Consider the following 26,101-nt stretch of genomic DNA (forward strand, 5'->3'; position numbering starts at 1 on the left):
CAGGCATGAACATCTTTCTGACGGGTGCCTCGGGGTATATCGGCGGCAACATCGCGGCCCGACTGGTAGCGGAGGGGCACGGGGTGCGAGGACTGGTGCGCGACCGTGCCAAGGCCGAGCTCCTGCGCGCTCGCGGCATCGCGCCCGTCCTGGGCAACCTGGAGGACGAGCAGATCCTGGCGAACGAAGCGCGACGGGCAGACGGCGTCATCAACACGGCCAATGCCGACGACCGCCGTTGCGTCGAAGCGCTGATCGGCGCGCTGGAAGGCAGCGGCAAGCCGTTGATCCACACCAGCGGCTCGAGCGTGATCGGTGACGACGCGCGCGGCGGCTCGGTGAATGAAGCGGTTTTCGACGAGGACACCCCGTTCGTGGTGGCACCCGCCAAGCTTGCGCGGCACGCGCTCAATCAGAGCGTGCAATCCGCCGCGAGCCGCGGGGTGCGCAGCATCGTCGTCTGTCCAACCCTGATCTACGGCGTGGGCCAGGGGCTGAATCGGCACAGCATCCAGATCCCTTTCCTCGTGAGCGAGGCCCGCGCCCAGGGGGTGGCGCGGGTGGTCGGTGAAGGCGTCAACCGCTGGTCCACGGTGCACATCGACGATCTCACGGACCTTTACCTGTTGGCGTTGCACCACGCGCCAGGTGGCGCTTTCTATTTCGCGGAGAACGGCGAGGTCTCGTTCGCCGCCATCGGCAGTGCCATCGCTGAACGCCTTGGATTGAGCGGCGTTGAGTCGATTCCGGCCGAGGACGCGGCGCGGCTGTGGGGGACGACGCGAGCGTTCTATACCTTCGGCAGCAACAGCCGCGTGATCGCGCGCCGCGCGCGACGCGAGCTCGGGTGGAATCCACGCCACGATTCCGCCTTGACCTGGATCCGCGAAGAAATGCCCATCGAAAACGAGGAGCACCCATGATTCTGGAAATCGCCGACATCCGCATCCATCCGGGCCAGGCGGCCGAGTTCGAGAAAGCAGCCCAGCATGGTCTGGATGCGGTGCTCTCGAAGTCCAAGGGCTTCCGGCGGTACGAGGTGCGACACAGCATTGAGAGCCCTGATCGGTACGTGCTGCTGATTCATTGGGACACCCTGGAGGACCATACCGTGGGATTTCGGGCTTCGCCTGCACATGCCGAATGGCGCGCCATCGTGGGCCCCTTCTTCGCCCAGCCTCCATTCGTCGAGCATTTCAGTCTCTCCGCAGCCAGCTCGTGAGCCCGACGGCCGGACAACGACGCCGGGGTTCGGGGATCGCCGACAAACCAGACCGATGAAGGAGGGCACTCACGGCTCCGGCTCGTTGGCCAAGGTGGTTCCGCTGGTCGCTGTGCTCACGCTGCTGTGGGGGACCAACTGGGTGCTGTTTCCGCTGGCGGTTCGCGAAGTGTCGGTGTGGACGTTTCGCGCCATCTGCCTGGCAGGATCGGGCGCGGCACTGCTTGGCTTTGCCGCGATCAAGGGCCAGTCGCTTCGCGTTCCCCGACCTCAGCGTGCCTACCTGGTGGCCGCTGCGTTGGCCTACCTTGTCGTCTGGAATGTCTGCAGTACCTACGCCGCCGTGCTGATTCCGTCCGGACAGGCGGCGGTACTGGGCTTCACCATGCCCGTCTGGGCGACGGTTCTTTCATGGATCGTCTTCGGGAAGACCCCGTCGAGGCGGCTGATGTGCAGTGTGCTGCTCGCCGCCTGCGGCGTTGCGATCCTGGGCTTCGCTGCGCGCGCGAGCTACGCCTCGACGCCGCTGGGCTTCATTCTCGGCATCGCTGCCGGCATGGGGTGGGCCTGCGGTACGCTCATTCTTGACCGGGCGGGGCTCACGGTCACACCGCTGGTGTCGACAGGGTGGCAGCTGCTGATCGCCTCCACGCCTTTGACAGTCGCTGCGTTGATGCTCGGCAACCGCGAACCTTTCATGCCTTCATGGCCGTCACTTGCTGTCATCGCCTACATCACGCTGGTTCCGATGGCGATCGGGAACGTGGCGTGGTTCTCGATCGCGGATCGCGTGCCGCCGAACGCCTCGGGTCTTTCCACCGTGATGGTGCCGATGGTTGCCATGGCCACCGGCGCCGCGGTGCGCCACGAGCCGCTGGGGCCGCTCGAGATCAGCGCGATGGTGTGCTTGTTCGTTGCATTGCTGGCGTTGGTTGTTCAGCCCAAGCTTCTGCGCTCCTCCGACAGCAAGCCAGAGGTCAAAGCGCCGAATCAGCCTCCCTGCCCATCCGGCTGCTCACAGCGCCACGCGTTTGGAGAAGAGCCAAGGCCTGAAGAGCTTGGTCAGTTGAGGCGCGACGACCCATGTCATGACAGCGACGACCGCGACGGTAAGCACCATCGTGCGCGGCAGGAGCCACCATGATTGCAGGCGGTCCCCCATCAAAAGAAACAGCAGGTAGACCGTGGGGCAGATGCCGACCCAGGTCACGACGGCCACTTTCCAGCGCGGCGGAGCCTGCGGAGTGGTGCGGAACCACAGCCCCAGGCCGATCATCGGCTTGATCCTGGGTGGGCCTTCGATGAAAGCGGCGGCGGCTGCGAGACCCTGCTGCCGCTCCGGCGAGTTGTGCCAAGCGTCCAGGTTGTGCTGGTGGTCGAACGCCAGGACGACGTGATACATCGTGTCTGCCACTTCGGGGTCTTCGCCGGGATGAACCAGTTGGGCGCCCAGGCAGCCGTTGAAGCCCTCGGCAGTTCGCATCAGAGCCGCAGTCACGCGCTCGAAATCGGCTTCGCAGCCGGCCTTGGCACTGCGACTGATCAACACAGTCACGGCGTGTTCACTCATATGTCCTCCAAGCCTTGCGTCGGGTCAACGTGTCAGCACCACGATCTTGCCTTGGGCCGTGTTCGATTCCATGGTTTGGTGGGCCTCCACGATGTCGTCCAGGTGAAATATGCGGCTCGGGCCGATTGCAAGCTCACCCGCTTCGACCTGATCGACCAGTTGCTGGAGCGGAGTGGCCATGAAATCGCGCACGTCGCCCGAATAGGTGGTCAACGACACGGCACTTGGAATGAAGTCCATCGGTGCAAAGTCGTCGAGCGACCAGCGGTCTCCCACCATGCCCGCCATACAGACGGTTCCAGGCTCTCGGACACAGCGCAGCGAGTCTGCGAGCGTGGCTGTACCTACGAGTTCGAGCACCTTGTCGGCCCCGCCGGACCATTCCGCGCGCACGCGTTCTGCGATGGCGCCGTCATCGAGAAAGAATCGGTCTGCGCCCGCTGCGACGACCCGTGCTTCGCCGGCCGTGTTGCGCGATGTCGCGCCGACCTCTGCCCCGTGCGCCCTGGCGATCGAAGCAGCGGCGAGCCCCACGGACGTCGTGCCCCCTCGAATGAGCAAACGGTCGCCGCTGCGCAGCCGCAGCGCGCGAAACAGGGCGCCCCATGCTGTTTGGAGCATTTCGGGCAGCGCGCCGAGCTGCGCCCACGGGAGCCCGGTCTGCACGGCCTGCACCTGATGCGCGGGTACCAAGGTGTACTCGGCGTAGCCGCCGTCGAAAGACCGCCCCATGCCGCCCATGACCGTCGCCACCATCTGCCCATGTTCGAATTCGCCGCCCGGCGCATCGGCGACGGTGCCGACCGCTTCGATCCCCAGCACGCGCGGGAAATTAACGCCGGGCGAGTGACCCTGTCGGGTAAAGAGCTCGGAGCGGTTCAGGCCGAAAGCTTCGACCCGTATCAACACTGTCCCAGCTTGCGCACGCGGTATGCCGCGTTGCTCGATCTTCAGCACACCGGGCCCGCCCGGTTCGTGCATCACCACCGCTCTCATCGATCCGCTCATGTGCATTCCTCAGGGCGCCTTGCCAGGCAGCGCATACGCGATGATGTAGTCACCATGATCGGGAGCCGAGCGAGAACCGCTTGCCGTGACGACAACGTACTGTTTGCCGTCTTCCGGAGAAGTGAATACCAGCGGGGTCGATCCTCCCCCGACGGGAAGCGGGCTCTTCCACAGAACATCTCCGGTTTTCACGTCGAGCGCGCGCAGGTAGTAGTCGGACGTTGCCGAGAAGAAGACCAGTCCCGCACCTGTGGTGACTGCTCCACCCAACGTCGGCATGCCGAGCTCGATCGGCAGATGGGTCTTCATGCCGAGCGGTCCGAATTGCTCGGGTGTGCCCAGGGAGCGATGCCACAGCACCTGTTGGGTGGTCATGTCGATGGCGGCCATAGTACCGAAGGGTGGATTGGTGCATGGCACGCCGAGGAACGATTGCACCATGCCACGTTCGGCTCCATAGGGCGTCTTCAACATCGGGATGACCCCGCCCACGCCCGCCGTCTTCTTGCCCGCCAAGCGCGTGTCAGCGACCTCGCGACTGAGCAGACGCCCCTTCATCATGATTCGCATGTCGTTCACGATCATGATGTCATGCTGCTTGTCGATCGACTGGCCACCCCAGTTCGTCGTGCCGTACCAGGACGGGCTCTCGAGATACCACGTGAGTTGCGGAGGCGTGTAGTCGCCCTCGTAATGAAGCCCCTTGAACTGAATCCGGCAGTTCAGCTGGTCGATCGGCGTGATGCCCCACATCGTCGCTTCGGTCAGGACGGCGTCACGCATCGAGGGCATGCCGACCGAGTATGGCTGGGTGGGCGACAGGCGCTCGCCAGGTACCCCGCTCGTCGGCACCGCGCGCTCTTGCACTGCCGTGATCGGCTTGCCTGACCGCCGGTCCAGGACATAGATCTGACCGTTCTTTCCAGCCTGCACGAGCGCCGGAATGCGTCCTTCCTTGCCGTCTGGCATGTCGTACAGCACCGGCTTGGAGGGCAGGTCGTAGTCCCAGACATCGTGATGGACCAGCTGGAATGTCCAGCGCTCCTGACCGGTGGTGGCGTCGAGTGCGACGACCGAGGTGCTGACCCGGTCGGTGGCGGCCGAGCGTTCGCCGCCGAAGAGATCGGGTGTGCCGTTGCCCGTGGGCAGGTAGACCATGTTCAATTTCGGGTCGTAGCTTGGGGTCGCCCACATGTTCGGCGTGCTGCGGGTGTACGTCTCGCCCTCGGCAGGCTCGCCCATTTTTCCGGGCCGACCCACGTCCCATGCCCATGCGAGCTCGCCGGTGGCCGCACTGAAAGCGCGAACCACGCCCGACGGTTCGTCGGCGGACTGGTTGTCCATTACCCAGCCTCCGACGATCAGATTGCTTCCTGCCAGCAGAGGACCCGAGGTAGGGTTGAAGAACCCAGGGATGACCTGGCCCATGCCCTTCGCCAGAAAAACGGTGCCTTCACGGCCGAAGTCCTGCACGGGCTTGCCGTTCGTGGCGTCGAGTGCGATCAGTCGCATGTCGCCGGTGGTGAGATACAGACGCTTCTTGCCCGGTGCGTTGTCGGCGATGCCCGGCACTTCGTAGTACGCCAGCGAACGGCAGCGCATCCAGTTGGCAGTCGAGGCGGGGGTTACCTTGGGATCGAAGTGCCACAGCTTTTCCCCGGTGTGCGCCCGCAGGGCAAAGACCTGTCCGGTTTGAGTGCAGGGATAGAGGACGTTGCCGATCTGCAGCGGCGTGTTCTGGTTTTCGCGGCCATCGGCCGATATGTCGCCGGTGCGCATTGTCCAGGCCACCGCCAGCTGCTTGACGTTGGCGCTCGTGATCTGCGCATCGGGCGAAAACTGTTCGCCAGATGGCGTACGGCCGAAGCCGACCCAGTCCTTCGGCTCATTCCCCGGCGCGTAGTCTGCGGCGGCCTGGGGCGCCTGCCCTGGCTTGACGATCCAGATGGGGAAGAAGGCGGTGATGAAGGCGGCAAGCAGCGCCACGGTCATGAGGGTTGCGACGCCGAACGCGAGGCGCCGGCTGCGCTGGCTGACACGAGCCTGCGGCATGAACGGGATGCAAATCGCCACCAGCACGCCCAGCACAGCGAACATGCCAAGCCGCGCCGCAAGCGGCCAGAACGCGAGCCCTGCCTCCCAGACGGCCCATACCGCGGTGGCTGCGAAGAACGCCGCGTACAACGTAGCCGCCCTTTCGTCGAGGCGGAACAACAGGATGGCGACGCCCAACAGGACCAGGCCGGCCGGCAGGTAGTACGGCGACCCGCCCAACGCGATGAGTTGGGACCCGGCATAGACCAAGTAGAGGCCCACGAGCGCAATGAGGACCCCGAGGGCGTACACGCCCGTTCTGAGAACCGCAGTCGGTTTTTGATGGGCCGAGGAGCTGACGAACGACATGACGTGACTCACAAAATGTTGGACGAGACAGCGTGTGCACCGTCAGTCCGAGGGATGGCTTCGAACGGCCGATAGGTCTCGGGGATGGTCCCCGAGTCCGCTAGCAAGCGGCCTTGCGCCGGGTAGCGTTCCAGGAACGACCGAACTTCGCGCGCAAACTTGAGCGGCTTCTTGAACCTCTGGAAATGGTCGCCCCTGATCTGCCGACGAAGAGGTGGAATCTTGTGCCTGAGCACATGGCGCTAGTCATTGACCGGGCCGGTCAACTGCGCGCCTGTGAGTTCTCGAAGGCTGATTACGCGAAAGAAAGAACCTTTTCAACATCCTTGCGTGGCTTCTGCGGCCAGTTGCCCGCTGCGGCGTGACCCACGGTGATGAGCATCACCGGCACGTCCGTCACGAGCAAGCCGAACTCGGCGGCAACGCCTGCCGGGTCGAAGCCGATCATGGGGCACGACACCAGGCCGCGGCCCTGTGCGGCGAGCATCAGGGTCATGGCCGCCATGGCGCCAGACCGAATGGCCTCGTCGCGCTGCATTGTCGAATTGCCGATGTACATGCCGTTGGCAGCGCCCACCCAACCGTTGACGGTCGCTTCGTCGAGGATGCCGGCATCGAGGGAAGGCTGGAGGGCCGAGGGCAGGCCCAGCTGCGGCTCGAGCGTGCCGCACACGATGAACGTCACCGCGGCTTCGACGATCTTGGGCTGGCTGTACGCAAGCGGCAGGAGACGCTTCTTGGCGTCATCGGTATGAACCGCGATGAACTTCCAGTTCTGAAAGTTGAAGGCCGAAGGCGAGTAGGTGGCGAGCTCGATCAGTTGAGCGATCTCTTCGCCCGAAAGTTTGCGGCGCGTGTCGTAGCTGTTGGCGGAGGTACGGCTCTTGATGAGTTGTTCGATGGTCGTCATGGGAGTGCTTTGTTGGGTTCGAAAGAGGAGGCGTTCAGCGCGCCAGGAAGAGCTGCAGGTCTTGCGTGAACTTCACCGGGTTCTTGAACATCAGAAAATGGTCACCCTGCTCGGCGGTCGTGTACGAGAACAGCGTGGCTCCGGGCACCACGGACTGGGCCCACCGCTGGCTGGGGAGGTTGTTGCTCTGTTCGCCGGAGAAGATGGCAGTGGGGATGTCGATCTTGTGGCGCACGACGTCGCGCCAGTCGTTGACCGTGTGGTTGAACAGCACACGTGCCAAAGCAGCCGGATCGCTCTTGATGAACGCCGAGGCGAAACTCTCGGAGTTTCGGTAGTAAGGCGAGTCGGTGAGTTGCGAGCGTTCGAACACCTTGAGGTCTGTCACCAAAGCATTGACAGGACCGCCCGTGGTGAAGGCCGCGACCATGCGCTCGGGCGCCGTGGTGGTGCCTCCGGCGTCACGGCGCTCTTGCTCGGACCAGTCCGAATGGGAATAGATGCTGATCGGCTCGTCGACGAAGGCGACCTTGCGCATCTTGGAGGTACCGAATAAATCGATGTAGCTCCACAGGATCGCAGCGCCCATGGAATGGCCGATATAGGCTGCAGACTTGATGCCAAGATGCTCACCCAATTCATGGAGATCCATCGAATGGCGGGCAATGCGGTTGCCGTAATCGACTTTCTGCGAAAGTCCCTGGTTGCGCGGGTCCAGCACGTAGACGCGGTACTTCTGCGCCAGCAGATACATGACGTTGATGTACTGGGCTCCGTTTGCCGACCAACCCGGTACGAAGACCAAAGGCTCGCCCTGACCAGCTTCCCAGTAAGCGAGCTTCACGCCGTCGTTGGTGGTGAACGAGTTCACCTGAAGGCCAGGGAAGTCCGAGAGCTTCTGCGGCATGCCCGCAATGGCGTTGGGAAACGTGAAATCGCGGCCCAGAACGGTCATCGCCGGTGCGGCGACCACCAGGTTCGAGAGCGCGGCCAGGAGCACCGAAGCGCCGATGGAGCGAAGTGTCTTTCGCATCTGCTTCATTCGCTTCAACGGCTGAAGCCGCCGAAGGACTCCATGTAGATGGCATTGAACGGATCGAGGCGTTTGCGCACCTCGGCGTCCGGGTTGCCGTAGACCACCAGACCGGTGATTTTCGCCAGGCTCAAAAAACGTTCGGCAAACGGTGCGAAGGTGGTGTCGACGTGACTGACCACCGAATCTGCGCGGTAGCGCTCCAGGATGTGGGCCACCGTGCGATCGGCGTTGACCGAGTATTCGTAGATCAGCGTGCCGGGCTCCTTTTGGGTAGCAGCGACGATCTCAGACACCAGCGCCGCGAACGCTGGAAAGTTCTTGGGCTCAATTGCAAGGGTGAAGAGGTTGGAGACGTAGGCGGACATGGTGTTGAGTAGTTGACGTGAGGCAGGCTAGCCTGTCGAAAAATGTTGAAGGGCCAAAGTGGCAACTCGTCGCGGATCCAGTCGCAACCAAACCATGGCGAGGCTCGCACCTGGCTCGTCGCGTGCCTTCCGGCTTTGGGGCGGCTGTCGCTGCCGTCGGTGAGGAGCGCTCGGGCAACGTCGTGAATCAGCGTCGGACAGACCACTTATGCACGGACCCCGCTTGGTGCTGGAGCAAGCGCGGTTGTATTCGGCTGGCGCGCGCATTTCCTGCAGGAGCGACGATGAAGGGTGTCGCAGCGTCGATGACCTTTGATGAAAGGATGTTGCTCCGAGCATCGTTCACTACACGCTCGAACCCTCTTGGCGGCGATCGGTGCCACAGAGGCGAGGTCGTCGGCCCTGGCGGCGTTCGCCGCGATATCGGCTGCCAGAGCCTCGTGGCTCGGAAGTCCTCGTTCACTAGGTCGCCAACGATAGGATCCATGCCGCAGGCAGGCAGGGGATTGGCTTCACGCAATCCCCTCACTAGACCACTCACCCGATGGCGTCCCGCGAAAAGCCGGTTTGCAACGCAGACTTGTCTTCAGCTGGGCGTGGCTTCACCGAACAGTTTGCCGGCCCCCGCCCAGTCAGATGCCTTCACGTCTTCGAAGATCACGTAGATGTAGTTGGGATCGGTGCCGGTGTTGTCGACGATGCTTTTGGTGATTTCGGCGGCGACAGCAGCCTTCTGCTTTTGGTCTTTTCCTTCGAACCAGCTGACACGAACGACGGGCATGGGAGAACTCCTGATGAAATGCAGTGGTGGCAGCTGTTGGGCTGCTGCCTGAGGAGTTCATCGTAAAGTAGAACCGAACGATCTGAATCAACCAAAATTCACTACTGAGTATCCCAGAATGACACGATGAGCCACGTCGGTCCTGCTCAGGCCTTGGCCTGTGCATTGCCGTCGGGCCTGCGGCAACGGTGCACCGAGCGTGAGCTGCTACCTTCGGAACCTGCAAGACGTCGGCTGCCATCACAAAGGCGCCAGCGTTTACGACCGCATCGAAGCGCGCATCTCGGCAAACTTACCCACGGGTTTGTCTCGATGCTCGGAACAATCAATCTCAGTTGAGGCAGTTTATTGCGTGGACTGCCATGGATAAAGTTGCGTCATCTGCAATTTCCATTGCTTCTGTCTACGTCAAAAGGCTCAAATGACCTCCGTAAAACTCAATCGTCTCGTCTCGACGTCAAACGACATCGCCCCTCTGGTGCTACGTGTCCTGATCGGCATCATCTTCGCGGCACACGGATCTCAGAAGCTTTTTGGATGGTTCGGAGGCTATGGCCTCGCCGGGACCGGTCAGTTCTTCGACTCTATCGGCCTGCATCCCGGTGCGCTGATGGCATTCCTTGCCGGCTCGGCCGAGTTCTTCGGCGGCGTTGCGCTGGTCCTGGGCCTGATGGTGCGTCCCGCCGGTGCCGTGACTGCGTTCACCATGTTGATTGCCATCCTGTCCGTGCACATCAGCAAGGGATTCTTTGCCGACAAGGGAGGAATCGAATACGCCTTGGCACTGTTCGCTGCGTCTTCATCGCTCGTCTTCAGCGGCGGTGGACGAGCTTCGGTTGACCGCGCTCTCCAGCGGTGAGGGTCTCGGTTCCGGTTTTTACCCTCATTACCTGGAACTCGCGATGCAAAAACTTCCCACCATCTTCATCTCCCATGGGGCGCCTACGTATGCGCTGGAGCCCGGCCCCGCCGGCGCTCAATTGACCACACTGGGTCAAACGCTGCCGAAGCCCAAGGCAGTACTGGTCGTATCGCCGCACTGGATGACGCCCGATGTGCGAGTGGGTACAGCGCTGCGGCCGGAAACCATTCACGATTTCGGAGGCTTTTCGCCTGTGCTGTATCAACTGCGCTACCCGGTCGCGGGCGATCGACATTTTTCGGCGCGGGCGCAAAGTCTGCTCAGAGCGGCGGGGTGGTCGGTTGCGCCGGATGACAAGAGAGGCCTCGACCATGGCGCCTGGGTTCCCCTGTGCCACCTCTACCCCCTGGCCGACGTCCCGACTTTTCAGGTGTCCATGCCGCAGGGGCTGGACGGCGCAACCGCCTACGCCTTCGGGCAGTCGCTTGCGCCGTTGTCCGAGGAAGGCGTGCTGATCGTCGGCTCCGGCAGCCTGACACACAACCTCTACGAGTTTCGATCCAGGAACGGGCAAGAGCCTGCCTACGCCCGCGAGTTCGTTGCCTGGGTACGCGACACCGTCTCTTCGGGCGACAGGAGGCGTCTCTTGCAGACACTCGAGTTGGCCCCTCACGCGCAGCGTGCGCATCCGACCAGTGAGCATTTCCTGCCGCTTGTGGTCGCTGCGGGCGCAGCTGACGGCGTCGACGGGCAGCCCATCGAAGCCGATGTGCTCGACGGCGGATTTACACACGGCGTGCTTTCGATGGAGTCTTATGTCTTCAACGGGCAGACCTCCGACACTGCCGCTCTGGAGTCCATGAAAGCAGCAAATGTCTGAGGCCATCGTCATCCAGGAACCGACTGTGCCAAACCGGCTGGTGCTGCTGTTTCACGGCGTGGGCGGCACTCCGGAGAACATGCTCCCGCTGGCTCGACGGCTGGCCGCCGCACTTCCAGGAGCGGCCGTGATCAGCGTACCGAGCCCGGATCGCTGCGACATGGGTGCGGGTTACCAATGGTTTTCGGTTCGGGGCGTCACCGAGGAGAACCGCCGTGACCGCGTCATGCTTGCCATGAAGGGTTATGTCGCAACCATCCGGGAATTGCAGCGCATCCATCGGTGCACGCCAGACCAAACAATGCTGGTCGGCTTTTCTCAGGGGGGGATCATGGCTTTGGAGTCCGGCCTGTTGCCGGACGCTCCGGCGAGCCACGTGGTGTCGATTGCCGGTCGTTTTGTGCAGCTTCCGAAGGCAGCACCGACCTCCAAGGTCTTTCATTTCCTGCACGGCGCCCGCGACGCCGTGATCGACCCATCACTTTCGGCCGCCGCGTCCCGGCAACTCGAACATCTGGGCGTCCCAGTCAGCATCGATCTGATTCCGAATCTCGGGCACGGCACCAATGAAGAGATGATCGACACGCTGCTCAGGCGGATAAAGGCGGTGTAATCGATCGAAGCGCACTCGTGCATTCGCGCTTTCGGGAGTGCTTCATCGGGGAGCCGGACATCGACGACCGCCTGGTCCTAGCGCGCCGCATCTTCCAGGCGACGCTCGAGCGCATGTCCCCCAGGAGGAACTCGGGATGCAGTTGACGCGCCCGACGCACCTGCAGCTCCGCAGCTTAGCGTGGATGACGCCGTGGTAGATCCGGTGGCCTGCGAGCGCTGGGCGCGTTGGCCTATGCCTGGCGCGACCATTTTCTGGATGGCAATTTGGACGTCTCGTCAGAAAAGAAGAGGCGCGGTCAGAACTCCGGATCGTCGCGGGGCGCTGATGGTGGCGATTTCTCCGTTTGCGCCTAGTCGGTGCCTTGCGAAATCGCCTGTTGTACTTTTCCCCGTGGTGACCGCCCTCAGCCTCGATGCTTCTGGAGTATTACCAAGAGCGCGGTGGCACTTAGAGCCAGCAGCAGGAATGCGCCTGAGGCGACCGCTGCGAACAGATCGAGGAAGGCCCGGGTTGCGGGCGAGGCGATGTCGAGGAGCGCCGTCATGCGCATGTGCGACGAACGTCGATGCGCAATGACGGCACCCAGCATCGCGAGCCAGAGGAAGAGCATCGAGCGAGTTCGTCGGTCCATCCCAACGGGCGGTGGAACACATAACGGCTGAGACCCCGGACAGCAGGACGAGGACTTCCGCCAGAACCAGCGCCGCTGCAGGCACCTCGGTGACTATGGCAAGCAGCCGATCGGCATGCCCCACACTGCGCTGCCAGGCGCTGGACGGCCGAGCAAGGGAAGCCGCCAAAGCCGGGCGCTCGGAATGCATCATCGGATCCACGGGATTGTCTCCAGTTCGTTCACGTTATTCACCACGTGGGCCACGCGAATGCGAGTGCCCCGCCCCTGTTCGAGGGCGGTGCGTGCAGGCGGTGTCCGCCAGCGAGATCGAGGTCGCAGTGCCGCGCTCAGGCAAGCTTGCCGCTGTACTTCTCGAGCAAGGCCCAAGCTTTCGGTCCGAACTTCTTTTGCCCGTCGTTGTAGTAGTTGGCCTTCTGGAGAGCCTCGCGGAAAGGCTTGGCGTCCACCAGGTTGAACTGCATGCCCGAACTCTTGAACTTCGCTTCCAGGGATTTGTTGAGAACGGCGTGCGCTTCGCGCTGCTTGAGGGCGTTGGCATCGAAGATCTGAGTCGCCAGCTGGCGCAGGTCCTCGGGCAGGGCATTCCAGTTTCGCTTGTTGCCGACCAGCGTGAAGCAGTCCCACACGTGCGATGTATAGGAGCAGTACTTCTGGACTTCGTACAGCTTGTTGGACTTCACCAGCGGGAGCGCATTTTCCTGGCCGTCCACCACCTTGGTTTGCAGCGCCGTGTACAGCTCTCCGACCGGAATGCGTTGAGCGCCGGCCTTCATCGGCAGGGTCGCAATAGACGCGGCCGTCACACGGCGACCGCGCCGCCGCTCGTTGGGGCCCGGGTGGATGCCGGCGCGTCCAGGATCGATGCCGTTCCGCTCGCTTCGGGCTCTGAAGCCTGAAGGCACCACCAGATCCAACGATTTTTCGGGCGCATAAGGGCGCTCGTTGATCGACGAACTTTCACGGTCGTGCCCGATGCACAGCTGGTGCGCGCCGATTCGGCCAACTTGGCAGACGTCGCGGCCAACAAGCCCCCATCGAATCTCAGATGGCCGTATCCGCGCTTGCGTCGACCTACATTTGCAGCAACAGGCCTTCCACAAGCTGCCTCCGAATGCAACCGAATCCGCCACTGTCGTGAACTCAGTCCAACCCATTGCAGCCGAACTCGTGACCTCTCGAGACCTTGCGTCCAGCCCGCTGTCCGCCGAAAGCAATCAGACTTGCACCGCAGGGACGCTCAAAGTGCTGGCCGAGCATTTCAGCTTTGGAGGCATTCAGCGCTTCTACGAGTTCGCTTCGCGGGAGGTGGGCCTCCCGATGCGCTTTTCCATCTTCCTGCCAGCCGAGGCGGCGATGCGACCGGTGCCGGTCGTGGTCTTCCTCGCAGGCCTGACATGCAACGAGGAGACGTTCGCGATGAAGACCGGCGCTCAGCGCGCCGCGGCCCGCCTGGGTCTCGCGCTCCTTGCTCCGGACACCAGTCCTCGCGGTCCCCTCGTGGAAGCGATTCCCACCGCGAAGGATGACTGGGATTTCGGCATCGGTGCCGGCTTCTACCTTGACGCGACGCTCGCGTCCTGGTCGACCCACTGGCGCATGGAGAGCCACATCGTGGACGAGCTTCTGCCCCTGGCGTGCGCCAAGCTGCCGCTGCGGTCCGATCAGGTCGGCATTCTCGGCCACTCAATGGGTGGCCACGGCGCCTTGACGCTGGCGCTACGGCATCCCCACCTGTTCAGTTCGGTATCCGCCTTGGCACCGATCGCGGCACCCAGCCAATGTGCCTGGGGCCGTAAGGCCTTCAGCCGATATCTCGGCGACGACCAGGCCGCATGGGCCGCGCATGACGCGACCGAGCTGATCCGGTCGCGTGGCCAAGCGGTCTTCCTCGACGGCATCCTTATCGACCAGGGCCTGGACGACAAATTCCTGCTGGACAACCAACTGAAGCCGGAGCTGTTGGCCGCCGCTTGTGCAGAGGTCGGGCAGCCACTGAACCTGCGGCAACACGTGGGCTACGACCACGGCTATTACTTCATTTCAACCTTTATCGATGACCACCTGGCCCATCACGCCAACGTTTTGAGTTCGGGAGCGCGCTAGCCGCCCCGCTTCCAACGCCTGTTACGAACCCAACCATCACCAAGGACCCAACGCCATGAAATCACGTGCAGCCGTCGCCTTCGAAGCCGGCAAGCCCCTGCAGATCGTCGAGATCGATGTCGAACCGCCCCGCAAGGGCGAGGTCTTGATACGCATCACCAACACGGGCGTCTGCCATACCGATGCCTTCACATTGAGCGGTGATGATCCAGAAGGCTTGTTTCCCGTGGTGTTGGGCCACGAAGGCGCCGGCATCGTCGTGGAGGTAGGCGAGGGCGTCACCAGCGTCAAGCCCGGCGACCACGTCATTCCGCTCTACACCGCCGAGTGCGGCGAGTGCCTGTTCTGCAAGTCGGGCAAGACCAATCTCTGCGTGGCCGTGCGCGCCACCCAGGGCAAGGGCGTAATGCCTGACGGCACCACTCGCTTCTCCTACAACGGCCAGCCGGTCTACCACTACATGGGCTGCTCGACCTTCAGCGAATACACGGTCGTCGCCGAAGTCTCCTTGGCCAAGATCCACCCGGACGCGAACCCAGAACAGGTCTGTCTGCTGGGTTGCGGCGTCACCACCGGCCTCGGCGCGGTGAAGAACACCGCCAAGGTGCAGCCGGGCGACTCAGTGGCCGTGTTTGGTCTGGGCGGCATCGGCCTGGCGGCCATCCAGGGCGCGAAGCTGGCCAAGGCCGGACGCATCATCGCCATTGACACCAACCCTGCCAAGTTCGACCTTGCACGTACCTTCGGTGCGACCGACTTCCTGAACCCGAAGGACTACGAGAAGCCGATCCAGCAAGTCATCGTCGAGATGACCGGCTGGGGCGTGGACCACTCCTTCGAGTGCATCGGCAACGTCCATGTGATGCGTGCCGCGCTCGAATCCGCTCACCGCGGCTGGGGCCAGTCCGTCGTGATTGGCGTGGCCGGAGCGGGCCAGGAGATTTCGACGCGCCCGTTCCAGCTCGTCACTGGCCGCAAATGGCTGGGCTCCGCCTTCGGCGGCGTGAAGGGCCGTTCCGAGTTGCCAAGCATGGTCGAAGAGGCGATGCGCGGCGACATCCAACTGGCGCCTTTCGTCACCCACACCATGGGCCTGGACGGCATCAACGAAGCCTTCGCCCTGATGCACGAAGGCAAATCCATCCGAAGCGTGGTGCGCTTCTGATCGCTGAGAAATCAGCGAATCCGCTCAACTTTCAACTGAAGGAATTCTTTATGACAACTTCCGTGATCTCTGGCGACGGCATCTTCTCGCATGTGTTCCTCGGCGCATCCGACCTGCAAAAGTCCGCTGCGTTCTACGACGCAGCGCTGGGCGCCCTCGGTATCAAGAACCTCGGGCCTTTCGGCAATGGCTGGATTCTGTTCGGACGCGACAAGCCCGCGTTCATCATCGCCCGTCCAGGCAATGGTGATGCGCCTTCGAGCAACGGCGCCACGGTAGGTTTCGCTGCGGCCACGTCCGCCGAAGTGGATGCTTTCCATGCTGCCGGTCTTGCCGCTGGCGGCACGGACGAAGGCCAACCCGGTCCTCGTGGGCATCTGCCTGGCGCCTACGCCGCATATCTGCGTGACCCGGCCGGCAACAAGGTCTGTTCCTACGCCTTTGTCTGAAGCCTCCAAGTCGCTGCCTTCTCGCATGGTTCGATCATTCAAGTCTGGTTAGGACTGGGTGTGGGAGGCTGGGCAGGAGCGCGTCTTGCTGCGCAGGTCGGTGCGAACGTTCGCCGACGTTGCTGGACCTGTCGCCGCCGCAATGGTGAGGTCCACGACAGAGGGATGACGCCGACTCGCTGGCGGTCACCCGCCGGCGCTGTGGAATGTGCCAAATGGCGCCAGCGATGGCGAGCTCGGCATATACGCCATGCGACATCGCCACCTTGGCGACAAAGCCGACCGGTGGATCGCGTTAACTGACGACCGCGTTTTCATCGCCGCGCTGCGCCGGCGCGGGGTACTCTTCCGCTCGCTTTCCATCGTGTCCACCTAGCTGGGATGGACACGATCTTTGTGGGGTTGGGCGGCATCGAAATGGTTTGGACGGACGGGTACAGTGTCCCGAGTTGGTGCGCCTTCGTATACGCAGTGCTGCGATGCGTTACCGTCCCACCATGACAAATCATGTCTCCACCCGATTACGCCATGTCGATCTGATCGTTTACCCGGGCTTCAAGGCGCTGGAAGCGATCGGCACCATGAGCGTGTTTGAGTACGCGAACATCCATCTCGCATTGAACGGGCGGCCGCGGGGTTACCAAATCACGGTGGCATCCTCTTCCGTTGGGGAAGTGAGGTCAGACATGCTCATGTCGCTTCAGGCCACCAAGCGGCTGGATGAACGGGAACTGCCGGACATCGCCGTCTTCGTCGGCGCTCGCGCCATCGAGGAAGCCCTTGCCGCCAACGCGCGCCTGGTCGAATGGGCGCGCAACGTCGCGTCGCGCATGGATCGTCTGGTGGGGTTGTGCTCGGGCAGCTTCTTTCTGGCCGAAGCGGGACTGCTCGATGGCCGGGAAGCCACGACACATTGGAGCGTCGCCGGTCTGCTCCAGCGCCGATTCTCGGAGGTTAACGTGGAGGCCGATGCAATCTACCTGCGATCGGGGCATCTGTGGACTTCCGCTGGTGTCACGGCGTGCATCGATCTTGCGCTCGCATTGGTGGAAGAAGATTTCGGGAGTTCGATCGCCTTGGAGGTCGCTCGGGACCTTGTCGTCTATTTGAAGCGGCCAGGCGGGCAATCGCAATACAGCGTCCATTTGGCGAGCCAGAGCACCAGTCACCCTGGCATCCGGCAAGCGCAGGACTGGATCCTGTCTCACATCGACCAGCCGATGGCTCTTGCTGATCTCGCGAGTCGTGCAGCCATGAGCGAGCGAAATTTCAGGCGCGTTTTTGTCAAGGAGGTTGGCGTATCTCCCTTGACATTCATTGATACGGTACGCATCGATTCCGCACGACGAATATTGGAAGAGGGGGACCTGCCGCTGAAGTCCGTCGCCGGCCGTGTCGGTTTCGCTTCGGAGCAATCCCTTCGAAAGCTCTTTTCCAAGCGCCTTGGGATCTCTCCCGATGACTATCGGGCACGCTTTGGGAGCGTGGCACGAGGCGCGACAGCTCCGGATTGAATTCCTTCGACGCCTGCAACGTCAGCCGGTTCGTCGCCGACCACCGGCAAGCTGACCCTCGCGAGGGACTCATGCCCGGCGCTCCCGTACCAGTTGCACGACGCCCAAAAAGAGGCCCACCCCCTTCGGAAGCGGGCTTTCTCGCCTTTAGTGTGATGCGCACATTACAGCGACGTTCGAGCGAGCGGTGGCGCGGGCTTCGGAACGCAGCGTGTGCGATCGACGTTGCTGCGGCCCACCGACAGGACACCGGCCCTGGCCCGGTCACCGTAGAGGTCGTCGACCAATTTCATTGGTCCACGCGATTTAGCGCACTCGTAGCACAGCCGCTGTCAGCGCTGTGATCGGAGCGATCAAGGCCCAGAAACCGAACGCCGAAAAGCCAAACCCGCCCCCCAGCGCGCCTACGGCGAAAGCTGCGACTGGAGGCCAGTTCTTCCGAATCCGCTTGGCCGCGTCATCAGCCAAGGGGGCATGGGCGAGCCAATCGACTGCATCCATGGCGAGCTGCGTGACATTCCCTGTCATGACCGTGCTGGGCGACATCGCGGAGAACACGCTGCGTGATGCCGTGTTCTGAATCGACATGGCAATGACGCCAAGAAGCCCGATCAATGCTGGCGCTATGGCAGCCGCCTGATCAAAGGGCCCGGCGGCGATGCCAGCGAGCATGAATGCCAACAGGAACAGCAGCTGTGTCGTCAGCAACGGACGTACCACAGGAATCAGCCGGCGCGCGCAGCGCAGCTGGTAGGTACGGGTGAGCGCCACGGTAAGCACGAACACAGGTAACGCGAGCAGTTTTCCCAACACGCTCGCGTGTCCGGACCCAGCGGCCGCCGCACCGATCAGAACGAAGTTGCCAGTGACATGGGCGGTGAACAGCCCGAAGAGCGCAACAAAGCCCACGGTGTCAACGAAGCCTGCAACGAAGGACAGGAGAACGCTGCCCGTGCGCGCGTCCAGAGTCGCCTCACCGGTGTCAGCAGCTTGAATGGCGGTCATGATTTGGCTCCTGCGTTTGATAAGGACAGGTCGGTCAATGCACAGCGATGCAGAGGCGCGCCGCGTTGATCTGGCGAAGGCGGGTGTGTCAGCTATCAGAGCGTTCACCATCCGCGAACGGATGCTTCTCGGAAGCTGCTGGCATCGCTCGCGCGGAGCGACCATCCGACCGGTGCGGCGGCATGATGATGCTCGTGGCATGCACGGTCTGCGCTGAGCTGAACCATCGGACGCGTGCCCACCCGACAGCTTGCTCTCCACCCAGCATGCCGAGCAATCCGACGAGCGCGATGACCGGCGGCGCGGGCGACTTGACACCCAGGCCTCCATAGAGCAATCCGGCAACGAGCCCAACCGCCAGCGCGATGACATAGGCTTTCATGAGTAAACGCCTTTGCGTTGGTGTGCACTTAGGCAGTTAGAGAGAGCTTGCGGCGCGGCTTGTGCTGCTCTACCCAGAAAGACGAAGCCGCACGGCCGTGCCCGTGGGCAACACGGCGTGAGATGGTGACCCAACGATGCCGCCCGACACACCGATCGCCACTGGCCTTTCGGGGTGGACCTCGTGCGCGTTGCAGGACGTGCTAGCCGGGGTCATGTGGCCTGACTCGCCGCACGCTAAGCGTGGCAGGGAGCTGGCTTACTTCACGAGACCGAAGGGATCCTTCACCGGGCGCTTGGCCGGGTCAGCGTTGTTCCAGAACTGCTGCACGATCCAGCCGTACTCCGGCAAACCGTTGATGAACGGCGGCAGCATGTCGTTGGCCGAGGGAAGCTTCCAATCGGCTTGGAGCTCGGCGCCGAGCGCGTAGACGGTGTTGAGCTGCGCACCTGCGGCGCTCATGCGTTGCATCGCAGCTTCGGCTTCGTACTTGCTCCAGGCGCCCGACGCATCCACGACGGGGTGGACCACGTAGCCGTCGTTGACCATCGCCAACGTCGGCAGAGCCACGCACGTACCCAATGTCACGCCAGAGATGATGATGTGCCGACGACCCGTCTTGGCGACCAAGTCCTCCAAGGCCTTGCGGAAGGTCGGATCCTCATAGGCGTTGATGATGCCGGTGCGCCGATAGATCGGCTGATCCTTGAAGGTTTCCTTGAGTTCCGGCAGCAGGTCGCCGTTCTGCCACTGGGCATTCGACGAGGACAGGAGGACCGGAATCTTCAGGGCCTTCGCCATCTGCGCGAGCGACACCACGTTGGCCTTGTAGCCCGATGCTTGAGCGAAGTCGCGGACGCTCGCCATCAGTCCGACCTGGTGGTCGATGAACAGCATGATGCTGTTCTCCGGCGTGGGCTTCTCATACGCGGCGCGGCCCGCCTTGCGCGCGTCGGCCGCACTGGCCTTGGTCGGCAAAGCCTTGTCGGTGATCGGGCTCACGATGTCCGCGGGACGCTCTTGCGCGAGTGCGAGGGTGGCCGAACCCGCCAAGGCGATGGCGGCGACGATTTGGGTCAGTTTGATTTGCATGTGAATTGCTTTCGGGGAATTGGGAAGACGGTTCAGGCGCGGTGGATCCAGGTCGGGGCGATCTGCGTCCCTTGCCCTGCGCCGTAGGCGAAATAGATGTTGAGACCCGCTACGGGCTCCAGATAGCGAGCGTTCTTCAGGTCGCCTGCGTCGATGGCCTGGAAACCCATGCTCTCGATCAGCGCGCGGACCGTCTGCTTGGCTTGTTCATCGCCGCCGGCATGAAAGACCGGCACCGTCTGGCCACCGGCGAAGGCAGGGCCTTCGGCCAGAACCTGTGCCAGCACGGTGTTGAAGGCCTTGACCACCTGTGCGCCTGGCACGGCCTTGGCGATCTCTTCCGCGGCAGAGGTGCTGTGACCTAGAGTGAGTCCCATGTAGTCGGGTGTCAGCGGATTGGTGATGTCGATCACGATGCGACCCTCGAGGGGGCCGAGTGCCTTGAGGGCCGCGATGGCATCGCCATAGCCCGTGGCGAGGATGACGACCTGCGAGTCGGACAGCGCATCAGTGGCGGCTGCCGCCGTCGCGCCGGCGTGTGCACTGGCGAGCACCTGTGCCTTGCCGAGGTCGCGTGCCGTCAGGGTGACCTTGTGGCCCGCGAGGGTGAGCTGCTTGACGAAGCCCGCGCCCATGTTGCCGGCGCCGACGAGTGTGATCTTCATGATGAATTCCTTTGTGTGTGAGCGGTTTGACAGGGCTTGATCCCGTCGATGGATGCCAGCCGGGCTGGTTCGAGAGCGACTTTATTGGGGGTTGATGTCGAGATAAATGTCAGGCGATGGCACATACTGTGTTGAAATAAGAGACTATGAACTTGCTTCAGTCCATGAAAACCTTCGTTGCGGTGGTTGAGGCTGGCAGCTTCGTGGGGGCCATGGACGCGAGTGGACTATCCAAGCCGGCGGTCTCCCGGCAGGTCAACGAACTCGAAGCGCATCTCGGCACGCGGCTGCTGCAGCGCACGACACGTCGGCTCTCGCTCACAGGCGAAGGTCAGACCTATTTCCAGCGGTGCAAGGAGATCCTGCTGGCCGTGCAAGAGGCCGACGCCGAAGTGGCCTCCAGCATCGGGCAGGCGCACGGACGTCTTCGCATCGGCGCCCCGCAGACCTTTGGCGCGTTGCACTTGGCAGCCTTGTGGGGTCGCTTCGCCGCGGAAAATCCGCAGGTGACGCTGGACATCATCCTGTCGGATCGGGTGATCGACGTGGTCGAGGAAGGCTACGATCTCGTGGTGCGCATCGCACGGATGCCTGACTCCAATCTCATCAGTCGAACGTTGGCTCGAACGCGCATGGTGCTGTGCGCATCACCGGCCTATCTGCGGAATCACGGCACCCCTGTATCGCCCGATGAGCTGGTGCGTCACGACATCATCTCGTACAGCTACTGGTCGTCCGGGGATGTGTGGAGTTTTCAGGGGCCAGAAGGCGAGTTGACGGTCCGCACGCGTCCGCGCATCCACGCGAACAATGGCGACACGTGCCGTGCGGCGGCTCTGGCGCATCAGGGCATCGTCATGCAGCCCGACTTTCTGGTTTACGAGGACTTACGCGCGGGGACTCTGATCGAATTGATGCCGCAGTTCAAGGCCGTGGAGCTCGGCATCTTCGCGGTCTATCCCACGCGCAAGCAACTCCCGCTGAAGGTGCGGCGGCTCGTGGATTTCCTGGTTGAAGCATTGCAGATCCCGCCCTGGCAACAGTCCTCGTCCGACGCGACGTGAGGCACGCCCGCCTTCCGTGGCGATCGCCGATAGCTCAAGTGCATGCGCGTGCCGGTGGGGCACACCGCAAAGCCCATCCATGCTCAGGCCTGCTTCTTCCAATTGGGGGCTTGGCTTTCGAGATGTTCGCTGATGAAATCCATCAGCGTCCGCGTTGCGACGGTGGGGAAGCGCGTTGATGTGGTGATCATGTAGATGCTGTCGCCGACCCCCTCCGCATCACAGTTCTCCAGGACCTCTCGGATCGTCCCCGCCTGAATCTGCCGCCAGACGGCGTAGCGCGGCAGAAGTGCCACGCCGAGCCCGGCCATCATGGATTCAAACAGGAAGGGGTAGTCACCCGATTGAATGCGCGGGCTCACGCGCACAGTCTGAGTGTCGCCAGCGATCGTGAGCTTCAGGTTGAAGCGCCTGCCCAGCGACTGTGGCGTGATGAGGTCGCAGCGCTCGAGGTCGGTCGTGTTGATGATCGGCGCGTGTGCCTCCAAAAAGGGAGTGGCTGCGCAGAGGCACCAACCCACACCGCAGATGCGGCGGGCGACATGATCCTCGGGTGGTTGCGAGGTCACCTTCAGCGCAACATCGACTTCGGCTGAAATCAGGTCACCGATGCTGTCGTTGATCAAAACCCGTAGTGAGATTTCGGGATGCTTGCGGGCGAAATCCAGCAGTACTGGCGTGAGGTAAAGGTGGGCGAGGCCGGTGGGCAGACGAACGCGGACGTCCCCACGCACGGTCTTGCCGAGGCTGTCGATCGAGGTGGTCGCCGAGCTAAGTTCCTCCAGCATCCTCAACGCATGGGCGTACAGAAGGTGACCCGCCTCGGTGAGCTCTGCATGGCGGGTCGTCCGTCGCATCAGCTGGGCGCCAACGGCCTTCTCGAGGATTTTCAGGCGCTTGGACGTGTTGGAACGCGTCATGCCGCTGCTCGCCGCAGCAGCCGTCAGCGACGGTGACTCCACCATGGTCACGTACAGACGAACAAGATTCAGATCCAGGTTATTGTCAATCATGATTCAACACGCATGGCACAGAATCGATGATTGTCGCGTGGATTGCGCATAAATAGAATTTGCGAACAGGCTTTTGTCTTCCGAACGGGAACGTGCCGGAAGCGGGGTTCTGCGAAAACACGCAACAAGAACGGAGACTATTCATGCGCACCATTCGATCCCTCCTCACCCGCGGGGCGTGGCTCCTGTCGGGTGCCACCCTGGTCGCGTTCAGCGCGCTACCCGGCACGAGTGCCGCGCAGGACTATCCCAAGCAGCCCATCAAGCTGGTGCTCCCGTTCCCACCCGGCGGGCCCACGGATCTGCTCACCCGGGTCGTGTCGGTCAAGATGGGCAACGCGATGGGCCAGAACTTCGTCATCGACAACAGAGCCGGTGCCAGCGGGATGATTGGCGCCGAGGCGGTCGCTCGCGCCGCACCCGATGGCTACACGATCCTCTCGAACGCGTCGCTGCACATCATCACGCCGATCGTGACGCCCAAGATGCGCTACGACGCGATCAAGGACTTCGCTCCCATCACCCAGCTGGCGGATGTACCCCTCGTTCTGGTGGTGAACAATGCCTCGCCCATCAAGACGGTCGCCGATCTCATTGCTTTGGCGAAGAGCCAGCGCGAGCCTTTGAACTTCGGCTCGCCGGGCAATGCCTCGTCACAGCATTTGGCCGGCGAATCGTTCAAGCTGACGGCCAGGGTCCCACTCCAGCATGTGCCCTACAAGGGAAGTGCGCCGGCCCTGACGGACCTCATGGGCGGTCAAATTCAGCTGATGTTCGACTCCATGCCTTCGGCCATGCCCTTCATCAAGGCAGGAAAGCTTCGCGCGGTGGCGGTGACGACCGCCAAGCGCTCCACCGCCTTGCCGGACGTGCCCACGGTGGCCGAATCGGGCTTGCCGGGATTCAACATCAGCACGTGGTACGGCCTCTGGGCGCCTCGTGGCACCCCCGCTTCCATTGTTAATCAGCTGGCGGCCCAGGCCGCGCAAGCGCTCCGGCAGCCAGATGTGCACAAGCAGTACGTGGAGATGGGCGCCGAGCCCGTGGGTTCGACGCCCGAGGAGTTCGCCAAGTACATCACGGCCGAGCGCACGAAGTGGGAAGAGATCGTTCGCAAGGCCGACGTGAAGGCTGGTGAGTGAGAACGGACGTGGCCTCGGACGTCATCGAACGGCTCGAAGTCTGCTCTCTGCCCACGGCACGGCGGGTGGCCGCCATGCTGGACCAGGAGCCGGACGCGATGCACGAGGGGCTTGCGTTGCCGCGCGGGTGGCAGTTCATTCTGCTTGGCGCGGACACACCGAGAAAGGCCTTGCGCAGCGACGGCTTCCCCGGCCTTGGCGTGCCCATTCCTGACCTGGGACTGCCTCGTCTGATGCTCGCGGGCCGCACCGTCGACTACCTGGGGGATATCCCGATCGGTGCAACGCTTCGGCGGTCCAGCCGGATCGAGGATATCGTTGAGAAGAATGGCCCGTCGGGACCGATGGCGCTCCTCACAGTCGGTCACCGGCTGAAGCTTCGCGATGAGCTGGTGCTGACGGAAACGCAAACCTACGCGCTGCTCGCGGCGGACCGCGGGCGTGCAGCGGCGAAACGCCCTGAGATGGCGTACACCCCGGCACCGGGCAGTGCGCACAGGACGATCGTGCCCGACGAGACGTTGCTCTTTCAGTATTCGGCGCTCGGCTTCAACTCCCACAAGATCCACATTAATCGGCAGTATGCGCAAGAGGTCGAAGCTCTGCCGGATCTCGTGGTCAACGGCGGCCTGATCACACTGCTGATGACGCAGTTCGTGAGGCATGACTTGGCGGCAACGCCCTCTCGTTTGCAGACGCGGCATCTCGCACCGCTGTATTGCGATCGACCACTCACGATCGTGGCCGAGAAGGTCGGCCTGGCATGGCGGGTGAGCGCTCTCGACGACCAGGGGCTGCTCTGCGCAAGAATGGAAGTGGAGACACAATGAGCTTCGAACCACTCAAGGGAATTCGCGTCCTGGATCTGACCAGTGTCGTGGTCGGTCCGGTCGCCACTTGGCGACTCGGCCAGTACGGCGCCGAGATCATCAAGGTCGAGAGTCCGGCCGGCGATCTGATGCGCGGTCTCGGTGGGCCATCGCCGACCGGTCAGCATTCGGGAACCTACTTGCACCTCAACCGGGGCAAGCGCAACGTCTGTCTTGACCTGAAGACGCCGGAAGCCAGGGAAGCCCTGGACCGCCTGTTGGCGACCACGGACGTCGTTGTCGCGAACATGCGGCCGGACGCGCTGGCGCGCCTGGGACTCGACCCTGCCGCCGTGCGGGCGCGCTATCCGAACAAGATCTACTGCCTGATCACCGGCTACGGGACAGAAGGCCCTTACGCGGGACAACCCACGTACGACAGCGTCATCCAAGGCGCGACGGGGATGGCCGGTCTGGCGATGCGGCGTGACGGGGCACCCGCCTACGTGCCGATGCTCATCTGCGATCATGTGGCCGGCGAGATCGCAGCCGGGGCCATCCTGGCCGCGGTGGTGCAGCGCAGCGAGACGGGAAGCGGCTGCAGCATCGAGGTCCCCATGTTCGAGACCATGGCGGCGTTTGTGCTCCAGGAACATCTGGCGCAGGCCACCTTCGATCCGCCCGTGGGTCCCGCCGGGGACCTTCGACTGCTCAGTCCGCACAACAAGCCGGTCGCGACAGCGGATGGATGGATATCCTTTACTGTCAACACGGATGCACAGGTGCGTGCCTTTCTGGCGGTGACCGAGCGGGATGATCTCCAGAACGATCCCAGGTTCGATAGCGTGTCGGCCCGGGCGCGCCATGTGGCCGAGTGGTTCGAGGTACGAGGCGCACCGCTCACGCACAAGACCACCGATGAGTGGCTGCGACTGCTGCAGGATGCTGACATCGCGGCCCAGCCGTGTCACACCCTCGAATCGCTGCCGAACGACCCTCATCTGCAGGCGGTCGGACTGCTGCGGGAAGAGCAGCATCCTACGGAGGGCGCGACGAAGGTCCTCCGTGCATCGATCAAGGTCGATGATCAGTACCTGCCACTTCGTGGTCCCGCGCAGCCCCGTGGCTGGGAAACGTCGGCTGTCCTCTCGGAACTGGGCCTTTCCGACGCGAGCATCGAACGAATGGTGGGCATCCTGACGGCCGTACCGACGAATTAGCGCTCGCGGCGGACGCGCCCGAATCCGCGGCCTGACTATGCGCCAACACTTGCGCTGCGACTTGCACGCCGAGGCCCCGGATCGACGTCGATACGGATGAAAGGGAGTCAGCAACGATCGGGGGTGGTGGAGGCCGGCTCGATCCCCGTTGTCAAGACTTGGAGTCTGAGCGGACCGTGCGTCGACATGAT

The 26,101-nt window shown here is 62.9% G+C and carries 27 protein-coding genes and 1 pseudogene; 14 read left to right on the plus strand and 14 right to left on the minus strand.

Translation table 11 applies throughout. The annotated features are described in order from the left end of the window. Positions 1 to 5: 5 nt before the first annotated feature. Genes N8A90_RS07525 through N8A90_RS07535 form a run of 3 tightly spaced genes read left to right on the plus strand, consistent with a single transcriptional unit; the run spans position 6 to position 2,366 of the window. Positions 6 to 923, plus strand: a complete 918-nt coding sequence (locus tag N8A90_RS07525; RefSeq protein WP_262074063.1) for an NAD-dependent epimerase/dehydratase family protein — start codon at positions 6 to 8, stop codon at positions 921 to 923. After that, positions 920 to 1,222: an antibiotic biosynthesis monooxygenase family protein gene (locus N8A90_RS07530; RefSeq protein ID WP_262074064.1), complete on the plus strand. Its 303-nt coding sequence runs from the start codon at positions 920 to 922 to the stop codon at positions 1,220 to 1,222. The genes N8A90_RS07525 and N8A90_RS07530 overlap by 4 nt, the downstream gene beginning before the upstream one ends. Positions 1,223 to 1,277: 55 nt before the next feature. Further along, complete coding sequence (locus N8A90_RS07535; RefSeq protein WP_262074065.1) at positions 1,278 to 2,366, plus strand: DMT family transporter; 1,089 nt, start codon at positions 1,278 to 1,280, stop codon at positions 2,364 to 2,366. A gap of 195 nt (positions 2,367 to 2,561) precedes the next feature. On the opposite strand, the pseudogene N8A90_RS07540 reads toward N8A90_RS07535, so the two are convergent. From N8A90_RS07540 to N8A90_RS07570, 7 genes and pseudogenes are all read right to left on the minus strand, one after another. Continuing rightward, positions 2,562 to 2,792 (minus strand): annotated as a pseudogene (locus tag N8A90_RS07540) (antibiotic biosynthesis monooxygenase); the annotation flags it as partial. Between the two features lie 24 nt (positions 2,793 to 2,816). Then, entirely contained in the window at positions 2,817 to 3,800 is a 984-nt protein-coding gene (locus N8A90_RS07545) for a zinc-binding alcohol dehydrogenase family protein (RefSeq protein WP_262074066.1), read from the minus strand. A gap of 9 nt (positions 3,801 to 3,809) precedes the next feature. Next, positions 3,810 to 6,203, minus strand: coding sequence for a membrane-bound PQQ-dependent dehydrogenase, glucose/quinate/shikimate family (locus N8A90_RS07550; RefSeq protein ID WP_262074067.1), 2,394 nt, complete (start codon positions 6,201 to 6,203; stop codon positions 3,810 to 3,812). A 295-nt stretch (positions 6,204 to 6,498) separates the two neighbouring features. Beyond that, positions 6,499 to 7,113 (minus strand): nitroreductase family protein, encoded by a 615-nt coding sequence (locus tag N8A90_RS07555; protein ID WP_262074068.1) that lies wholly within the window; start codon positions 7,111 to 7,113, stop codon positions 6,499 to 6,501. Positions 7,114 to 7,147: 34 nt separating this feature from the next. Continuing rightward, the gene (locus N8A90_RS07560) at positions 7,148 to 8,155 is read right to left on the minus strand and encodes an alpha/beta fold hydrolase (protein WP_262074069.1); all 1,008 of its coding nucleotides are present in this window, start codon (positions 8,153 to 8,155) and stop codon (positions 7,148 to 7,150) included. A 5-nt stretch (positions 8,156 to 8,160) separates the two neighbouring features. Further along, positions 8,161 to 8,514, minus strand: a complete 354-nt coding sequence (locus N8A90_RS07565) for a putative quinol monooxygenase (protein WP_262074070.1) — start codon at positions 8,512 to 8,514, stop codon at positions 8,161 to 8,163. A gap of 586 nt (positions 8,515 to 9,100) precedes the next feature. Beyond that, complete coding sequence (locus tag N8A90_RS07570; protein WP_262074071.1) at positions 9,101 to 9,295, minus strand: tautomerase family protein; 195 nt, start codon at positions 9,293 to 9,295, stop codon at positions 9,101 to 9,103. Positions 9,296 to 9,716: 421 nt separating this feature from the next. On the opposite strand from N8A90_RS07570, the gene N8A90_RS07575 reads away from it, so the two are divergent. The 3 genes from N8A90_RS07575 to ypfH are packed head-to-tail and all read left to right on the plus strand — an operon-like array spanning position 9,717 to position 11,650. Further along, positions 9,717 to 10,154, plus strand: coding sequence for a DoxX family protein (locus N8A90_RS07575; RefSeq protein ID WP_262074072.1), 438 nt, complete (start codon positions 9,717 to 9,719; stop codon positions 10,152 to 10,154). Continuing rightward, a complete protein-coding gene (locus tag N8A90_RS07580; protein ID WP_262074073.1) occupies positions 10,132 to 11,037 on the plus strand; it encodes a DODA-type extradiol aromatic ring-opening family dioxygenase in 906 nt (301 codons plus the stop codon). The genes N8A90_RS07575 and N8A90_RS07580 overlap by 23 nt, the downstream gene beginning before the upstream one ends. Further along, the gene (gene ypfH / locus N8A90_RS07585; RefSeq protein WP_262074074.1) at positions 11,030 to 11,650 is read left to right on the plus strand and encodes an esterase; all 621 of its coding nucleotides are present in this window, start codon (positions 11,030 to 11,032) and stop codon (positions 11,648 to 11,650) included. Before N8A90_RS07580 ends, ypfH begins: the two co-directional genes overlap by 8 nt. A 406-nt stretch (positions 11,651 to 12,056) precedes the next feature. Here the strand turns inward: ypfH and N8A90_RS25450 are convergent, their stop codons facing one another. Together N8A90_RS25450 and dctP are read right to left on the minus strand one after the other, a co-directional pair. After that, complete coding sequence (locus tag N8A90_RS25450; RefSeq protein WP_410087646.1) at positions 12,057 to 12,263, minus strand: TRAP transporter small permease subunit; 207 nt, start codon at positions 12,261 to 12,263, stop codon at positions 12,057 to 12,059. A gap of 350 nt (positions 12,264 to 12,613) precedes the next feature. After that, a complete protein-coding gene (gene dctP / locus N8A90_RS07595; protein ID WP_262074408.1) occupies positions 12,614 to 13,192 on the minus strand; it encodes a TRAP transporter substrate-binding protein DctP in 579 nt (192 codons plus the stop codon). Positions 13,193 to 13,484: 292 nt separating this feature from the next. On the opposite strand from dctP, the gene fghA reads away from it, so the two are divergent. From fghA to N8A90_RS07615, 4 genes are all read left to right on the plus strand, one after another. Beyond that, positions 13,485 to 14,390, plus strand: a complete 906-nt coding sequence (fghA, locus tag N8A90_RS07600; protein WP_410087652.1) for an S-formylglutathione hydrolase — start codon at positions 13,485 to 13,487, stop codon at positions 14,388 to 14,390. Between the two features lie 55 nt (positions 14,391 to 14,445). Further along, complete coding sequence (locus N8A90_RS07605) at positions 14,446 to 15,555, plus strand: S-(hydroxymethyl)glutathione dehydrogenase/class III alcohol dehydrogenase (protein WP_262074075.1); 1,110 nt, start codon at positions 14,446 to 14,448, stop codon at positions 15,553 to 15,555. A 50-nt stretch (positions 15,556 to 15,605) separates the two neighbouring features. Continuing rightward, entirely contained in the window at positions 15,606 to 16,004 is a 399-nt protein-coding gene (locus tag N8A90_RS07610; RefSeq protein WP_262074076.1) for a VOC family protein, read from the plus strand. A 497-nt stretch (positions 16,005 to 16,501) separates the two neighbouring features. Continuing rightward, the gene (locus N8A90_RS07615; RefSeq protein WP_262074077.1) at positions 16,502 to 17,518 is read left to right on the plus strand and encodes a GlxA family transcriptional regulator; all 1,017 of its coding nucleotides are present in this window, start codon (positions 16,502 to 16,504) and stop codon (positions 17,516 to 17,518) included. A 306-nt stretch (positions 17,519 to 17,824) separates the two neighbouring features. Here N8A90_RS07615 and N8A90_RS07620 read toward each other — a convergent pair whose 3' ends face one another. From N8A90_RS07620 to N8A90_RS07635, 4 genes are all read right to left on the minus strand, one after another. Continuing rightward, the gene (locus tag N8A90_RS07620) at positions 17,825 to 18,523 is read right to left on the minus strand and encodes a YoaK family protein (protein ID WP_262074078.1); all 699 of its coding nucleotides are present in this window, start codon (positions 18,521 to 18,523) and stop codon (positions 17,825 to 17,827) included. An 88-nt stretch (positions 18,524 to 18,611) separates the two neighbouring features. Then, positions 18,612 to 18,905: a XapX domain-containing protein gene (locus N8A90_RS07625; protein ID WP_262074079.1), complete on the minus strand. Its 294-nt coding sequence runs from the start codon at positions 18,903 to 18,905 to the stop codon at positions 18,612 to 18,614. Positions 18,906 to 19,163: 258 nt separating this feature from the next. After that, positions 19,164 to 19,997, minus strand: a complete 834-nt coding sequence (locus N8A90_RS07630) for an isochorismatase family protein (RefSeq protein WP_262074080.1) — start codon at positions 19,995 to 19,997, stop codon at positions 19,164 to 19,166. A gap of 32 nt (positions 19,998 to 20,029) precedes the next feature. Continuing rightward, the gene (locus N8A90_RS07635; RefSeq protein ID WP_262074081.1) at positions 20,030 to 20,662 is read right to left on the minus strand and encodes an NADPH-dependent F420 reductase; all 633 of its coding nucleotides are present in this window, start codon (positions 20,660 to 20,662) and stop codon (positions 20,030 to 20,032) included. Positions 20,663 to 20,826: 164 nt separating this feature from the next. Here N8A90_RS07635 and N8A90_RS07640 point away from each other — a divergent pair, with 164 nt between their 5' ends. Beyond that, positions 20,827 to 21,726 (plus strand): LysR family transcriptional regulator, encoded by a 900-nt coding sequence (locus N8A90_RS07640; protein ID WP_262074082.1) that lies wholly within the window; start codon positions 20,827 to 20,829, stop codon positions 21,724 to 21,726. Positions 21,727 to 21,809: 83 nt separating this feature from the next. On the opposite strand, the gene N8A90_RS07645 is transcribed toward N8A90_RS07640, so the two are convergent. Further along, positions 21,810 to 22,739, minus strand: a complete 930-nt coding sequence (locus N8A90_RS07645) for a LysR family transcriptional regulator (RefSeq protein ID WP_262074083.1) — start codon at positions 22,737 to 22,739, stop codon at positions 21,810 to 21,812. A gap of 143 nt (positions 22,740 to 22,882) precedes the next feature. Here N8A90_RS07645 and N8A90_RS07650 point away from each other — a divergent pair, with 143 nt between their 5' ends. From N8A90_RS07650 to N8A90_RS07660, 3 genes are read left to right on the plus strand one after another with little or no spacing between them, the layout of a single operon-like run. Then, positions 22,883 to 23,881: a Bug family tripartite tricarboxylate transporter substrate binding protein gene (locus N8A90_RS07650; RefSeq protein WP_262074084.1), complete on the plus strand. Its 999-nt coding sequence runs from the start codon at positions 22,883 to 22,885 to the stop codon at positions 23,879 to 23,881. 8 nt (positions 23,882 to 23,889) lie between these two features. After that, on the plus strand, positions 23,890 to 24,711 hold the full coding sequence (locus N8A90_RS07655) for a MaoC family dehydratase N-terminal domain-containing protein (RefSeq protein ID WP_262074085.1): 822 nt from the start codon (positions 23,890 to 23,892) through the stop codon (positions 24,709 to 24,711). Beyond that, entirely contained in the window at positions 24,708 to 25,910 is a 1,203-nt protein-coding gene (locus tag N8A90_RS07660; RefSeq protein ID WP_262074086.1) for a CaiB/BaiF CoA transferase family protein, read from the plus strand. The genes N8A90_RS07655 and N8A90_RS07660 overlap by 4 nt, the downstream gene beginning before the upstream one ends. Positions 25,911 to 26,101 lie beyond the last annotated feature (191 nt).

This window comes from Variovorax sp. N23, from assembly GCF_025486315.1.
In the GTDB taxonomy this organism is placed as follows: Bacteria; Pseudomonadota; Gammaproteobacteria; order Burkholderiales; family Burkholderiaceae_C; genus Variovorax.